Annotated in this window: 13 protein-coding genes and 1 tRNA gene; 11 read left to right on the forward strand and 3 right to left on the reverse strand. The window is 66.5% G+C overall.

Translation table 11 applies throughout. The features are described 5' to 3' along the window. The first annotated feature begins 99 nt into the window (after positions 1-99). The 7 genes from ACIP5Y_RS06610 (at position 100) to lysA (ending at position 7751) form a co-directional block, all read left to right on the forward strand. On the forward strand, positions 100-1530 hold the full coding sequence (locus ACIP5Y_RS06610; RefSeq protein ID WP_400348172.1) for an MFS transporter: 1431 nt from the start codon (positions 100-102) through the stop codon (positions 1528-1530). Positions 1531-1662: 132 nt separating this feature from the next. Then, positions 1663-2217, forward strand: coding sequence for a PadR family transcriptional regulator (locus ACIP5Y_RS06615; RefSeq protein WP_400348174.1), 555 nt, complete (start codon positions 1663-1665; stop codon positions 2215-2217). Next, entirely contained in the window at positions 2214-4241 is a 2028-nt protein-coding gene (locus ACIP5Y_RS06620; RefSeq protein ID WP_400348175.1) for an FAD-dependent oxidoreductase, read from the forward strand. The genes ACIP5Y_RS06615 and ACIP5Y_RS06620 overlap by 4 nt, the downstream gene beginning before the upstream one ends. After that, positions 4241-4840 (forward strand): VOC family protein, encoded by a 600-nt coding sequence (locus tag ACIP5Y_RS06625; RefSeq protein ID WP_400348177.1) that lies wholly within the window; start codon positions 4241-4243, stop codon positions 4838-4840. Before ACIP5Y_RS06620 ends, ACIP5Y_RS06625 begins: the two co-directional genes overlap by 1 nt. A gap of 134 nt (positions 4841-4974) precedes the next feature. Beyond that, entirely contained in the window at positions 4975-5394 is a 420-nt protein-coding gene (locus ACIP5Y_RS06630) for a DUF4189 domain-containing protein (RefSeq protein ID WP_400348179.1), read from the forward strand. A gap of 84 nt (positions 5395-5478) precedes the next feature. Beyond that, on the forward strand, positions 5479-6273 hold the full coding sequence (cmrA, locus tag ACIP5Y_RS06635) for a mycolate reductase (protein WP_400348180.1): 795 nt from the start codon (positions 5479-5481) through the stop codon (positions 6271-6273). 131 nt (positions 6274-6404) lie between these two features. After that, positions 6405-7751, forward strand: coding sequence for a diaminopimelate decarboxylase (gene lysA / locus ACIP5Y_RS06640; RefSeq protein WP_400348181.1), 1347 nt, complete (start codon positions 6405-6407; stop codon positions 7749-7751). Between the two features lie 19 nt (positions 7752-7770). Here the strand turns inward: lysA and ACIP5Y_RS06645 are convergent, their stop codons facing one another. Then, complete coding sequence (locus ACIP5Y_RS06645) at positions 7771-9549, reverse strand: helicase HerA-like domain-containing protein (RefSeq protein ID WP_400348182.1); 1779 nt, start codon at positions 9547-9549, stop codon at positions 7771-7773. A gap of 191 nt (positions 9550-9740) precedes the next feature. On the opposite strand from ACIP5Y_RS06645, the gene orn reads away from it, so the two are divergent. After that, entirely contained in the window at positions 9741-10379 is a 639-nt protein-coding gene (gene orn / locus ACIP5Y_RS06650; protein ID WP_400348183.1) for an oligoribonuclease, read from the forward strand. Positions 10380-10433: 54 nt separating this feature from the next. Continuing rightward, positions 10434-10506, forward strand: a tRNA-His gene (locus ACIP5Y_RS06655). Here ACIP5Y_RS06655 and ACIP5Y_RS06660 read toward each other — a convergent pair. Together ACIP5Y_RS06660 and ACIP5Y_RS06665 are read right to left on the reverse strand one after the other, a co-directional pair. After that, complete coding sequence (locus ACIP5Y_RS06660; protein WP_400348185.1) at positions 10498-10725, reverse strand: hypothetical protein; 228 nt, start codon at positions 10723-10725, stop codon at positions 10498-10500. The genes ACIP5Y_RS06655 and ACIP5Y_RS06660 overlap by 9 nt on opposite strands. Positions 10726-10808: 83 nt before the next feature. Continuing rightward, positions 10809-10994 (reverse strand): hypothetical protein, encoded by a 186-nt coding sequence (locus tag ACIP5Y_RS06665; RefSeq protein ID WP_400348187.1) that lies wholly within the window; start codon positions 10992-10994, stop codon positions 10809-10811. Positions 10995-11809: 815 nt separating this feature from the next. Between ACIP5Y_RS06665 and ACIP5Y_RS06670 the strand changes: the two genes are divergently transcribed. Then, positions 11810-12727: a hypothetical protein gene (locus tag ACIP5Y_RS06670; RefSeq protein WP_400348188.1), complete on the forward strand. Its 918-nt coding sequence runs from the start codon at positions 11810-11812 to the stop codon at positions 12725-12727. Continuing rightward, a complete protein-coding gene (locus tag ACIP5Y_RS06675; RefSeq protein WP_400348189.1) occupies positions 12709-13413 on the forward strand; it encodes a RibD family protein in 705 nt (234 codons plus the stop codon). The genes ACIP5Y_RS06670 and ACIP5Y_RS06675 overlap by 19 nt, the downstream gene beginning before the upstream one ends. Positions 13414-13434: the final 21 nt, after the last annotated feature.

Here is a 13434-nt window from a genome sequence, read left to right on the forward strand (position 1 = left end):
CCCATCGTCTCCCGGCGCCCGCCGCTTATCCAGGTGGTGCCACTACCCGTATAAGCGGACTCCTGTTACCAGGATCCGGGGCGGCACAGTCTTGTTCACATGACACAGAGCCTGACCCAATCTCCACCGGCGGTGGCTCCGGCCCCTTCCGTTTCGACCCGGCGCCCGGCCGCCGTGCTGGCCGTGATTCTGCTCGGGCAGTTCATGGCCGTGCTGGACGCCTCCATTGTGAATGTCGCTATTCCTAATATTCGAACCTCGTTGCATGCCAGCGGGTCTGCGTTGCAGCTCATTGTTTCGGGGTATGTGATCGCGTATGCGGTGCTGCTGGTCACCGGTGCGCGGCTGGGTGATCGGTTCGGGCAGCGGACCGTGTTCGGCGCCGGGCTCGCCGTGTTCACCGTTGCTTCGCTGGCCTGCGGGCTGGCTTGGGGGTCCGGGGCGCTCATCGTGTTCCGGTTCCTGCAGGGTGTGGGGGCCGCGGTGATGGTGCCGCAGATCATGACGCTGATTCAGCGGACCTTCACCGGAGCCGCACGGACCCGGGCGCTTTCGGCGTATGCGGCGGTGATCTCCGGCGGGATGGTGGTCGGGCAGATCGTGGGTGGGCTCATCGTGAACGCCGATATCGCCGGAAGTGGCTGGCGGGGCGTGTTTCTGGTGAATGTGCCGATCGGGCTCGTGCTGCTGGTGGTCGTGCCCAAGGTGCTGCCGGCGCCGACCGTGCGGATCGATCGGAAGCTGGATCTGGCTGGACTCGGGGTGCTCACCGCTTCGGTGCTGGCCTTGGTCCTGCCGCTGGTGCTCGGACACGAACAGGATTGGCCGTTGTGGACGCGGATCGCGCTGGGCGCGGCCGTGGTCGGGTTCATCGGGTTCGCCGTAGTCGAGCGCTGGGTGCACCGGACGGGTGGTGAACCGTTGTTCGCGGATCGGGTGCTGCGGGCTCCCGGGCTGGTGCTGACCGCGGCCACGCTGCTGCTGGTCATGGCGACCTTCAGCGGCTGGATGTTCGTGATGGCCATCCACCTGCAGACCACGCTGCACTACAGCGCCCTGCACGCCGGCCTGATCTGTCTCCCCAACGGCCTCACCTTCGGCATCGCCAGCATGAACTGGGCCCGCATCCCGGCCCGCTTCCATCGGGCGATGATTCCCGGCGGCCTCGCGCTGGGCGCCGCGACCATGGTGGTGATGGGTCTGCTGCTGCGTGACGGCCGCGGCATGGGCGTGCTGGAACTGACCGTCTTCGGCATCATGGGTATCGGCTTCGGCCTCGCCTTCAGTCCACTGATGGCCCGCGCCACCAGCAAAGTGCCTTTCGAACTGGCCGCCGACGCCAGCGGCATCCTGGTCACCAACGTCCAGCTGGGCGTGGTCGTCGGGATCGCGAGCTTCGGCTCGGTCTTCCTGACCCTGGCGGGTTCGACCGCCCTGTCCGCCGCCCACGCGGTGGGTGTCACGGCTGTGGCCGAGGGTGTGGCTGTTCTGATCGCCGCGGGCCTCGCGGCTGCCGCTGTCCGGCGCTGAGGGAGTAAGACGCCCCGGCCCTCAGGGCTGGGGCTGCCGGGTGCGGGGGTTCGGGGGCGAAGCCCCTGAGAGTTACGAGAGTTGTTATGCACTGAATTGCATAGTACGGGCCGTCTCATTTATCCTGGCCGCATGGCCCTCGAACACGCGCTGCTGGTATCGCTGACCGAACGCGCCAGTTCGGGCTATGACCTGGCCCGCCGGTTCGACAAATCCATCGGCTTCTTCTGGAACGCCACGCATCAGCAGATCTACCGCGTGCTCAAGCGTATGGAAGAACAGGGCTGGGTGTCGGGTGAAGCCATCGCGCAAGAAGGCCGGCCGGACAAGAAGGTCTACACCGTCTCCGATGCGGGGCGAGCCGAACTCACCCGCTGGATCGCCGAACCGATCGATGTCGCGCCCATGCGCAATGAACTCGGCGTGAAACTGCGCGCCGCCTCGCTCGCCGATATCCCGGCACTGTGCATCGAGGTGCAGCGGCATCGCGATCAGCACGCGGCCCGCCTCGACCTCTATCTCGACTTCGAGAAGAAGGACTTCTCGGCCCCGGAACACCTCTCCGGGCCGAGGCTGCACCAGTTCCTCGTGCTGCGCGGCGGAATCCGCGTGGAGGAGGGTTTCGTCGGCTGGTGCGACGAAGTACTCGATGCCCTCCGGGGCGACACGAAAGGCACTGCGCAATGAGCGCGTACCCGCACCTGTTCGAACCCCTGGACCTCGGATTCACCACCCTGCGCAATCGCGTGGTGATGGGTTCCATGCACACCGGTCTCGAGGACCGGGCCTGGCACATCAACCGGCTGGCCGCCTACTTCGCCGAAAGAGCCCGCGGCGGTGTGGGTCTCATCATCACCGGCGGCTACGCCCCCAACCGCACCGGTTGGCTGCTGCCCTTCGGCGCCAAGCTGACCAACAAGACCGAGGCCTACCGGCACCGCGCCATCACCAAGGCGGTGCACGCCGAGGGCGGCAAGATCGCGCTGCAGATCCTGCACGCGGGCCGCTACTCGTACATGCCGACCAGCGTGTCCGCCTCGGCGATCAAGGCCCCGATCAACCCGTTCAAGCCGCGCGCCCTGTCCGACAAGGGCGTCGAATCGACCATCGACGACTACGCGAACTGCGCGGCCCTGGCCAAGTTCGCCGGGTACGACGGCGTCGAGATCATGGGCGGTGAAGGCTATTTCATCAACCAGTTCCTCGCCGAGCGCACCAACAAGCGCAAGGACAAGTGGGGCGGCTCGCCGGAGAACCGCCGCCGCATCGCGAGCGAGATCGTGCGCCGCGTGCGCCGGGCCGCCGGCCCGGACTTCATCATCGTCTTCCGGCTGTCCATGGCCGACTTCGTGGAGAAGGGCCAGACCTGGGACGAGATCGCCGCCGTCGCAAGGGATGTGGAGGCGGCCGGCGCCACCATCATCAATACCGATATCGGCTGGCACGAGGCCCGGGTGCCCACCATCGTCACCTCGGTGCCGCGCGCCGCGTTCGTGGAGTGGACCGCGAAGGTCAAGGACCTGGTGGACATTCCGGTATGCGCCTCCAACCGCATCAATATGCCGGAGACCGCCGAGGAGATCCTCACCCGCGGCGACTCCGACCTGGTGTCGCTGGCCCGGCCGCTGCTCGCCGACCCGGACTGGGCGCGCAAGGCCCAGGACGCCCGGGCCGACGAGATCAATACCTGCATCGCCTGCAACCAGGCCTGCCTGGACCACGCCTTCCAGGCGAAAACCGTGTCCTGCCTGCTGAATCCGCGCGCGGGCCACGAGACCGAGCTGCAGCTGTTGCCCACCCGGCGCACCCGGAAGTTCGCGGTCGTGGGCGCGGGCCCGGCCGGACTCTCGGCCGCAGTCAGCCTGGCCCAGCGCGGACATCATGTGGATCTGTTCGAGGCCGACGACAAGATCGGCGGGCAGTTCGACATCGCGCGCCGCATCCCGGGCAAGGAAGAATTCAGCGAGACCATCCGCTACTACACCCGGCAGCTCGAAATCACCGGCGTGCGTGTACATCTCGAGACGAAGGCCACCGCACAGCAGCTCATCGACGGCGGCTACGACGAGGTCATCCTCGCCACCGGCGTGAAGCCGCGCATCCCGAACATCCCGGGCATCGACCACCCGAAGGTGCTCACCTACGCCGAACTGGTGCGCGAGAGCAAACCGGTCGGCAAGAAGGTGGCGGTCATCGGCGCGGGCGGCATCGGCTTCGACGTGAGCGAATTCCTCACCGTGGAAGGACATCCCAGCCTGAAGCTCGACGAGTGGAAGGAAGAGTGGGGCGTCTCCGACGATCCGAACCTCCCCGGCTTCGTCACCACCCCCAGGCCCTCCCCTGCCGCCCGGGAAGTCGTACTGCTGCAACGCAAGTCGTCCTCCTTCGGCAAGGATCTGGGCAAGACCACCGGCTGGGTGCACCGCGCCGCCGTCAAGGCCAAGGGCGTGGAGCAGATCGGCGGCGTCAACTACGAGCGCATCGACGACAAGGGCCTGCACATCAGCTTCGGCGAGAAGCGGCAGCGGCCCACCATCGTCGAATGCGACAACGTGATCCTGTGCGCCGGACAGGAATCGGTGCGCGATCTGCACGAGCCGCTGCAGACCGCGGGCGTCACCGTGCACCTCATCGGCGGCGCCGATCTGGCCGCCGAACTCGACGCCAAGCGCGCCATCAACCAGGGCACCCGGCTGGCGGCGTCCCTGTAATGCCGAACCTCACCCGCCTGGGCCTGCCCGGAGACGAGCAGGCCTGGGCGGCACTGGGTTTCACCGTCACCGGCGGGCGCTTCCGGATCGGCCACGCCGAGTGCGTACTCGGCGAGGCTGCCTGGGGCTTCGACGAAATCCATGCCGCCCCGGCCGAACTGGGCGTGCCGTACCTCGAATCGGATTCCGGGGGCACCGGATCCGAACTCGACGGTGAGCATCCGAATGCCGTCTCGTTCGTCGACCACGTGGTGTACTGGGTTCCGGATCTCGACACCGCGGTCACGAATCTTTCTGCCGTACTGGGTATTCCGCCACGGCGGCGGTTCTTTCCACGCGGGCCGGAAGGTCCCGAGATGGCCTTCTATCGAGTCGGTGAGGCGTTCATCGAGACCGTGGGCGCCGGAGCCCGGCCACCGGCGCTGTCCGGGGTCGCGTTCATGAGCCCCGATCTGGATGCCACGGTGGCGGCGGTGCGCGCGGCCGGCGGGCCGATCGGTGATCCCAAATCGGCCGTGCAGGGCGGGCGCATCGCCAGTGTCTGGCACGGGCATGTCGGCTGGGGGATCGCCTTCATGGAACCGAAGCCCCGGAACTGAATCCGGTCGGGGAGTGACCGATTCACCGACCGATACAGATCGCTCCCCGGCCACCCCCGACGGACGTTTTTGTCGTATCTCCCTGCAATGATCTTGGGGCATTTACTTTTTCGATCTGGGGGAGAAATTCTCTTATGAACCTGTCTCGCAAGGCCGCCGTGGGCACCTTCGGCGCCGCGGCCGTCGCGTTGCTCGCTACCGGTATGGGCACCGCGCACGCCCAGGACCTGTACGGCTCGATGGCCCTGGTCATCGACGGCGACTCCATTCTGGTCGGCACCGGCTGGAACTTCCCGGACCAGGGTGGCGCCGACAATCGCGCCATGCAGGAGTGTGGCCATCCGGAATGCACCGTTCAGGTGCGCTGGTCCAATGGCTGCGCCGCCATTGCCGACCGCGACGGCCACATGTACTGGGCACTGGGCAACAGCCTGGCCGAGGCCGAGCGCAATGCCATCGCGGCCACCGGACCGGACCCGAACCCGCTGCTGGTGAGCCTGGGCAGCGCCGATCCCAGCAGCGCCGTCATCCTCGACTCGCAGTGCACCGACTAACCATTCGCTGAGCCGGTGCGGTCGGAGCGTGCGTCGGGGACGCTCCGCCCTGCCGCGGCCCGGCGGTGGGTAGGCTCAGCAATCGTGAGCCTGCCTGCACCCACAGCCGATAATCGCGCCGTCGTCACCGGAGCCTCCTCGGGCATCGGAACCGCTCTCGCCGAGGAACTCGCCTCGCGCGGCTACTCGCTGATCCTGGTCGCCCGCCGCGGCGATCTCCTCACCGAGCTGGCGCAGCGGCTGACCGACCGGTACGGCATCACCGCCGAAGTGCGCGCGGTCGATCTGTCCGACCGCGAACAGCGCGCGCCGCTGGCCAAGGAACTGGCCGCCCGCGATATCGCCATCCTCTGCAACAATGCCGGCGTCGCCACCTTCGGCCCGCTGGCCAAGCTCGATCTCGATTACGAGCGGGCCATCATGGAACTGAATGCCGTTGCGGTGCACGATCTCTCGCTGGCCGTACTGCCGGGCATGCTGGAGCGTCGCGCGGGCGGCATCCTGATCACCGGTTCGGCGGCGGGCAATATGCCGATCCCGAACAACACCACCTACGCTGCCAGCAAGGCGTTCACCAACACCTTCTCCGAGTCGTTGCGGGGCGAACTCAAGGGCACCGGCGTGAATGTCACCCTGCTGGCCCCCGGCCCGGTCCGTACGGACAATCCGGACCAGGAGGAGATGGGCAGCAAGATCCCCGAGTTCATCTGGGTCACCGCTGCTCACACCGCCAAAATCACCATCGACGCGCTCGCTCGCAACAAGATGCGCGTGGTTCCGGGCCTGATCAGCAAGGGTATGAGCATCGCGGGGCAGTTCGGACCTCGATCCATTACCTCCGTGGTGGCGGGCGCTGCCTATAAGAAACTGGGCAGCTGAGTCAACAAGGCGTAAGGATCGCCCCCGCACTCGTCAAGGCCGCGTAGCCAGGGGTGTACCGGCTACCGTACGGGCGTACTCCTGAATTGACCCCGCATAAAAGAAAGCGGGGACGCCTACAGGGAGACACCTTGACGCTGCTCGAGATATTTCCGTCGCTGCGCGAGGGGGGCATCGTTCCCCGCCTCGACTCGACGGTCTGGCCGCGTGAAACCCACTACGACGCCGACGGGCGAATCACCGTCGGCGGCGTGGCCCTCGCGGATATAGCCGACCAGTACGGCACACCCACCTATGTACTGGACGAAGGCGAGGTGCGCAGCCGCTGCCAGGCCTACCAGAAGTGGTTCCCGGAGGCGGAGATCATCTATGCGGGCAAGGCACTGCTGACCCGCGCCGTGGCCGAATGGATCGCCGCCGAGGGCCTCTCGCTCGACGTGTGCTCCGCCGGCGAACTCGCCGTGGCACTCGCCTCCGGCGTGGATCCCGCGAAGATCGTGCTGCACGGCAACGGCAAACCGTTCGGCGAACTGGAAAAGGCGATCAATGCCGGGGTCGGCCGCATCGTGGTCGACTCGCTCACCGAGATCACCCTGCTGTCCGCGCTGGCGGAACGGCCGCAGCGGGTACTGCTGCGCGTCACCCCCGATATCGACGTGCACGGGCACCCTGCCGTGCGTACCGGCGTCACCGACCAGAAGTTCGGCTTCCCGATCGGCAGCACCGCGGTCAAGGAGGCGGTGGATCGCATTGTGCGGCAACCGAATCTGGAACTCGCCGGCCTGCACTGCCATATCGGCTCGCAGATCTACGACACCTTCCCCTACGGCGAGGCCGTGCGCCGCATGGTCGGCGAAATGGCCCGCATCCGTGACGAATTCGGCGTCACGCTGACCGATCTGGACCTCGGCGGCGGACACGCGGTCGCGTACCGCAGCGGCGACGCGGAAATGAACCTGCCGGAACTGTCCGACATCGTCGAGGACTCCCTCGACGCCGCCTGCCAGCGGCACGGCTTCCCGCGCCCGCGCATCGCCCTGGAACCCGGCCGCGCCATCGTGGCCCGGGCCGGCGTCACCCTGTACCGGGTGCTGTCGGTCAAACATGTCGAGGGCGGGCACACCTACGTGACCGTCGACGGCGGCATGTGCGACAACCCGCGCGTGGCCCTCTACGGCGCCCGCTACGACGCGGTCGTGGCCAACCGGCATCCGTCCGGCCCGCATATGACGGCCACCATCGCCGGCCGCTACTGCGAGGCCGGTGACATCCTGGCCCACGATGTGCGGCTGCCGGTGGACCTGCGGCCCGGCGAAGTGCTGGCCATGCCCTGCACCGGCGCCTATCACCACAGCCTGGCGTCGTCCTACAACGGCGTCGGCCGGCCACCCATCGTCGCGGTCCGCGACGGCCAGTGCCGTGAACTGGTCCGCCGCGAAACCATCGAAGACCTCATGTGCCGCGATATCGGGCACTGAGCCCGCCCGGCGTTGCCCGCTACCGTTTCCGGGTGCCGAAGAGGCTGCGGCCGATCTCGCGCCCGGCAACGGTGGCGGCCGACCGCAGGAAGTTCTTGAACGCCGGATTGTTCACGATCTTCTCGGCCATGGACTCGTCCTCCGGGACGGGCTTCGCCGCCCGTGTGGGCTTCGCCGGCGCCTCGGCGGCCTGCTGATCCGCGGCCGCCGCCAGCTTGTCGTTCAGGATCTCGTACGCCGAATCCCGGTCGACGGTGGTCCCGTACTTGCCGTACAGCGTGGATTGCTGTGCGCGGGAGCGGATTCCGTCGTCCCCGATGGTGTCCATGAGCGAGCGCGGCGGCTGCATGCGCGCCCACGCCACCGGAGTGGGCGCACCCTTCTCCGACAGCACCGTGACGATGGCCTCACCGATACCCAGTGAGGTCAAAGCCTTTTCGAGATCGTAGGTGGCGGTCTTCGGGTAGGTGCGGACCGTCTTGGACAGCGCCGCCTGATCCTCCGGCGTGAACGCGCGCAATGCGTGCTGCACGCGCGCACCCAGCTGGGAGAGCACGGAATTCGGGATGTCCGTGGGCAACTGGGTGCAGAAGAACACGCCCACGCCCTTCGAGCGGATCAGCTTCACCGTTTGCTCGACCTGGTTCAGGAACGCCTTCGACGCACCGTTGAACAGCAGGTGCGCCTCATCGAAGATGAAGACCAGCTTGGGTTTGTCCATATCGCCGACCTCGGGCAGGGTCTGGAACAGATCCGCCAGCACCCACATGAGGAACGTCGAGAACATCTGCGGCCGCGACGCCTGCGCGCCCAGCTCGAACAGCGTGATGACGCCCTGCCCGCCCGCCGTGCGCATGAGATCGGCCGGATCCAGTTCCGGCTCACCGAAGAAGGTGTCGCCGCCGTCGGCCTCCAGATTGACCAGCGCGCGCAGGATCACTCCCGCGGTGGTCGCGGACACGCCACCGATGCCCTTGAGATCCTCCTTACCCTCCGGGCTGGTGAGGAACTGGATGACCGCGCGCAGATCCTTGAGGTCCAGCAGCGGGAAGCCGTTCTGATCCGACCAGTGGAAGATCAGCCCGAGGGTCGATTCCTGGGTTTCGTTGAGCCCCAGCGCCTTACTCAGCAGGATCGGGCCGAACGCGGTGATGGTGGCGCGGATCGGAATGCCGATGCCCTCGGTGCCGAGGGAGACGAACTCGCAGGGATAGCCCTGCGGTTTCCAGTCCGGGTCGCCGGTCTCCTGGGCGCGGGCCAGCAGTTTGTCATTGGAGGTGCCCGGCTGCGCCAGCCCCGACAGGTCGCCCTTGATATCGGCCAGCACCACCGGCACGCCCGCGGCCGAGAGTTGCTCGGCGATGCCCTGCACGGTCTTGGTCTTACCGGTACCGGTCGCGCCGGCCACCAGGCCGTGCCGGTTCATGGTCTTCATCGGAATGCGCACGCGCGCATCGGGATGCACCTGGCCGTCCACGATGACCGTGCCCAGTTCCAGCGCCAGTCCTTCCATGGCGTACCCGGCCGCGATCTCCAGGGCGGCCGCTTCGGCCTTGTCGCCTGAATTATCCTCTGCGGCAGTTGATTTCGTACCGCTCTTGGCGGCGGCCTTGACCCCGGCGGCGCTGCCCGAATCCTGCTGCGCCGCGGCGGCATCGGCCTGCGCCTTATCGGCCGCCTCCTGATCGGCGGCTTCCTCTTCGGCCGCCTCGGCTTCGGCCGCAGCCTCGGCGGCGATCCGCGCTGCCTCCTCCGCCGCCTTCCGTGCCGCCGCTGCTTTCTCCTGCGGGGTGGTCATCGCGCTTCCTCCGTCTGCTCTGCCAACTGCGACTGCCTGCGAACGATTGCTCTGCGAACTGCCTTGCCAACATGCCGACCGCTCTGTTTGCGCGGGGATGTGGCAACGATACTGCGCAGTTGCTACGGAAAGCAGGCCCGACGCGGCCGGGTGCGCCGATGCGACGCGGCCGAGCGTCTACGCTGACCACGGTGAGCGACAAGTACGTGGTGTGGATGGATTGCGAGATGACCGGCCTACGACTCGACAGCGACAAGCTGATCGAGGTGGCCGCCCTCGTGACCGACAGTGATCTCAATATTCTCGGTGACGGCGTGGACATCGTGATCCACGCCGACGATGCCGCCCTGGCCGATATGCCGCCGGTGGTCACCGATATGCACGCCCGCTCCGGGCTCACCGACGAGGTCCGCCGCTCCACCGTCACCGTCGCCGAGGCCGAACAGCAGATCCTCGACTACATCAAGCAGTACGTCCCCACCCCGCGCACCGTTCCGCTGGCCGGCAACTCCATCGCCACCGACCGCGGTTTCATCGCCCGCGATATGCCGACCCTGGACGCGCACCTGCACTACCGCATGATCGACGTCAGCTCCATCAAGGAACTGGCCCGCCGCTGGTACCCCCGCATCTACTTCGGCCAGCCCGAAAAGGGCCTGGCCCACCGGGCCCTCGCGGACATCAAGGAATCCATCCGCGAACTCCAGTACTACCGCCGCACCGCCTTCGTCCCCGCCCCCGGCCCCTCCACCGCCGAGATCGCCGCCGTAGCGGCCGAGCTGGCCGCCCCCGCCGAACACCCGGAAAACCCGGCCCAACCAGCCGATTAGGCACTCACAGCCGATACACGTTAAGCTCTACCGCGCCGGAAGTTACCGGCAATGGTGGCTGTAGTTCAGCTGGTAGAGCACCAGGTTGTGATCCTGGGTGTCGCGGGTTCGAGTCCCGTCAGCCACCCCTAAAGGCCCAGGCCGGAGAGTTTTCTCCCGCCTGGGCCTTCTGCTTACTTGACGTCTTTCCAACTTCGACGTCGACGACCGACAGCGGCTCGACGTCGATGACTTCGGTGATGAATCCAGCCGCCTCGAGCGCTTCGAGATCGTGCTGAGCGACCGCGCGGAGATCATCGGCGGTGATCGACGGCCCTACCCGTCCGCTCTCGGCGACCGGCGCCATGAGCCGTCCTCGTATTGCAGCCAGGCGCGCGGTCGCTCACCATTCAGGACGGCCAATACTCCATGAATGGACATCGCGCACCCCTAGCTCGGCCGCAGCGTCCGAGCCGGCGTGCTGCCCGGCGACACCGTGATCACCGTCGCCACCGCGAGCAGATCAGCCGGTATGTCATGGCCGTCGAAATGCGCAGTGCTGGGCACGATTACGGCATCGACGCCCAACCGGTCGATCGCGACGCGCAAACGATGCGCTCGGTTCTCCGTCCCCATCGTCACCACCCCCGGCTGATCGGGACATACGTATGAGACGGTTCGGCGGCAAGTCGTGCCCGTATGTCGTGAACCGTCGGCCGTCGGGGTTTGTCGTGGCGTTCCGAACCAGGCAGTGTGATTCGCGCGGTGCAAAGCACCACCAGCGCGGCGAGGGTGAGAGCAACGATGATTTCCATGTCGGGTGTGCTCCATGTCCGTCCAAAGGTGTTGGAGTGCACCCGATGCCGAGACTCAGGCGCAGTCCCGACGTCGAGTGCAACTCCTACACTCCTGCTCAGGAGCACTCGAAAGAAGTGACCGGCTGGGTACTGTGCGGGTACTCTCGGTGCACTTACCGGCACAAGGGAACCGATGTGAGCATTTGCCCGCGGTGGACAGGCGCCGAAACGAAGGCTCTCCGTGACGCGCTGCGCATGAACAAAGAAGAGTTTGCGGCCTATATCGGCGTCTCATACGACGCCGTGAAGAAGTGGGAACGCCGACTCGAAGACATCACGCTCAGGCCCGACTACGCCGAGCGCCTCGATCAGAAGCTCGGGGCTGCGGATGTTGCTGCGGTCCAGCGATTCTGGGCGATCCGGAATGAGACTGCCACTGTCGAACGTGATCCGCGGCAGGTCCTCAGCGGGCGACCCGGATCCGGTGTTGACGAGGACGATTGCGTGATCGTATCGGGCCGTACTCTGACAGGGGAGGTGGTGTTGGCGACCGTGTCACGCCGCGGTTTCGTCCTCGGAATCGGGGCCGGAATGATCGGATCCGCAACGTCAACAGCACTCCCATTCGCCCGAAACGCCTCCGGGAGTACGGCATTGGCGTCGATGTTGGCCGACGCCTCGATCGATCATGTCGCGCATTTCGACACGATGCGGATGTCGCTGATCGAATCGGACAACCTCTACGGCGCGGCCCGGACGTTGCCGCATGTCCTCGACAGTCTGGCCCTGCTCGGTGAGCTGAAGCGTGGCAAGGTCGGCGACCCGCGTGGGATTCTGCGGATGCAGGCCGTGTTCGCCGAAACGGCTGCGTGGCAATACCAGGACCAGCGCGACTTCGTGAACGCGCAGCACTGGGCTGCGAAGGCCCTGCAGTGGTCTCACCAGCTCGCCGACGACTATTACATCGGATTGTCGCTGGTTCGCATGAGCCAGCTCGCCTGCGACCAGGGCGATGCGAACGAGGCAGGGGAACTCGCCGACGCAGCGCACCGCAGCGCTCCACACAACTCGCTGTTCTCCGCCGCCGCATTGACATTCCGGGCGCACGCGCTCGCACTCGCGGGAGCTGCTCGAGACAGTGCCCGTACCTACGACGCCGCGCGTGCGATCGTGGCGATTGCCGCCGATGATCCGAAATGGGGCATGTTCCTCGACGACTCATACATCGACGCCTACCAGGCGCACACCTTCGCCGAGACAGGCGAACATGCGCGAGCCACAACACAATTCGCCGATGCCATGTCTCGGATGCAACCGGGCTTCCCGCGCGACAAGGGCGTCTACCTCGCCCGCACCGCGGTCTCGCACATGGCCGCCGGCGAAATCGAGCCGGCCGCCGCGGCAGGGAGATCCGCCCTGGAGATCGGTATCAGCACGAGGTCGACTCGCATCCTGCACAAGGTCCGTGAGCTGTCGGGCATGATCGATCCCGACAGCAAGCAAACCGGTGTCGCCGAGTTCCGCGACGCCTTCACCGCTTGGGAGGCGGAAGGTTGGCTCGACCATACGTAGTGCTCTCCGTCGCCGTCAGCCTCGACGGCTATATCGACGACACCATCCCCGAACGCCTCTACCTGTCCAACGACCGAGATTTCGACGGTGTGGACGCTCTGCGCGCCGAATGCGATGCCATCCTCATCGGAGCCGAGACGGTACGCCGCGACAACCCACGGCTGTGGCTGCGCAGCGACGAACGCCGCGCCGCACGAGTTGCTGCGGGCAAGCCCGCCAACCTGCTGAAGGTAACCGTCACCCGATCCGGTGATCTCGACCCGGCCGCACGCATGTTCCACCATCACACCGAAGCAGGAAAACCGCTGGTATACACCACCATCGAAGGCGCAGAGAAGATCGGCAACCAACTGAACGAGGTCGCCCGAGTAATCGCTATGGCGGAGCCGGAATTCTGGCGAGGTGTGCTCGACGATCTCGGTCGGCGCGGGATCGAGCGCCTGATCGTCGAAGGCGGGACGCACATCCACACAGCCTTCCTTTCCAAAGGGCTAGCCGACGAGCTGCGCTACGCGGTAGCGCCTCTGCTGATCGGCCAGACGGACGCACCGCGGTTCGTCAACCCCGCCCAGTACCCCGGCGGCTCACGCCGACGCCTGGAATTCGTCGACGCCACCGTGCTCGACGACGTCGCAGTCCTGCGCTACCGCCCGAAAGAGACCAGCTCAATCGCGCCTGGTGACTAGCGATCGCACTTGCGAACCGTG

This window comes from Nocardia sp. NPDC088792, assembly GCF_044750615.1.
Lineage (GTDB): Bacteria > Actinomycetota > Actinomycetes > Mycobacteriales > Mycobacteriaceae > Nocardia.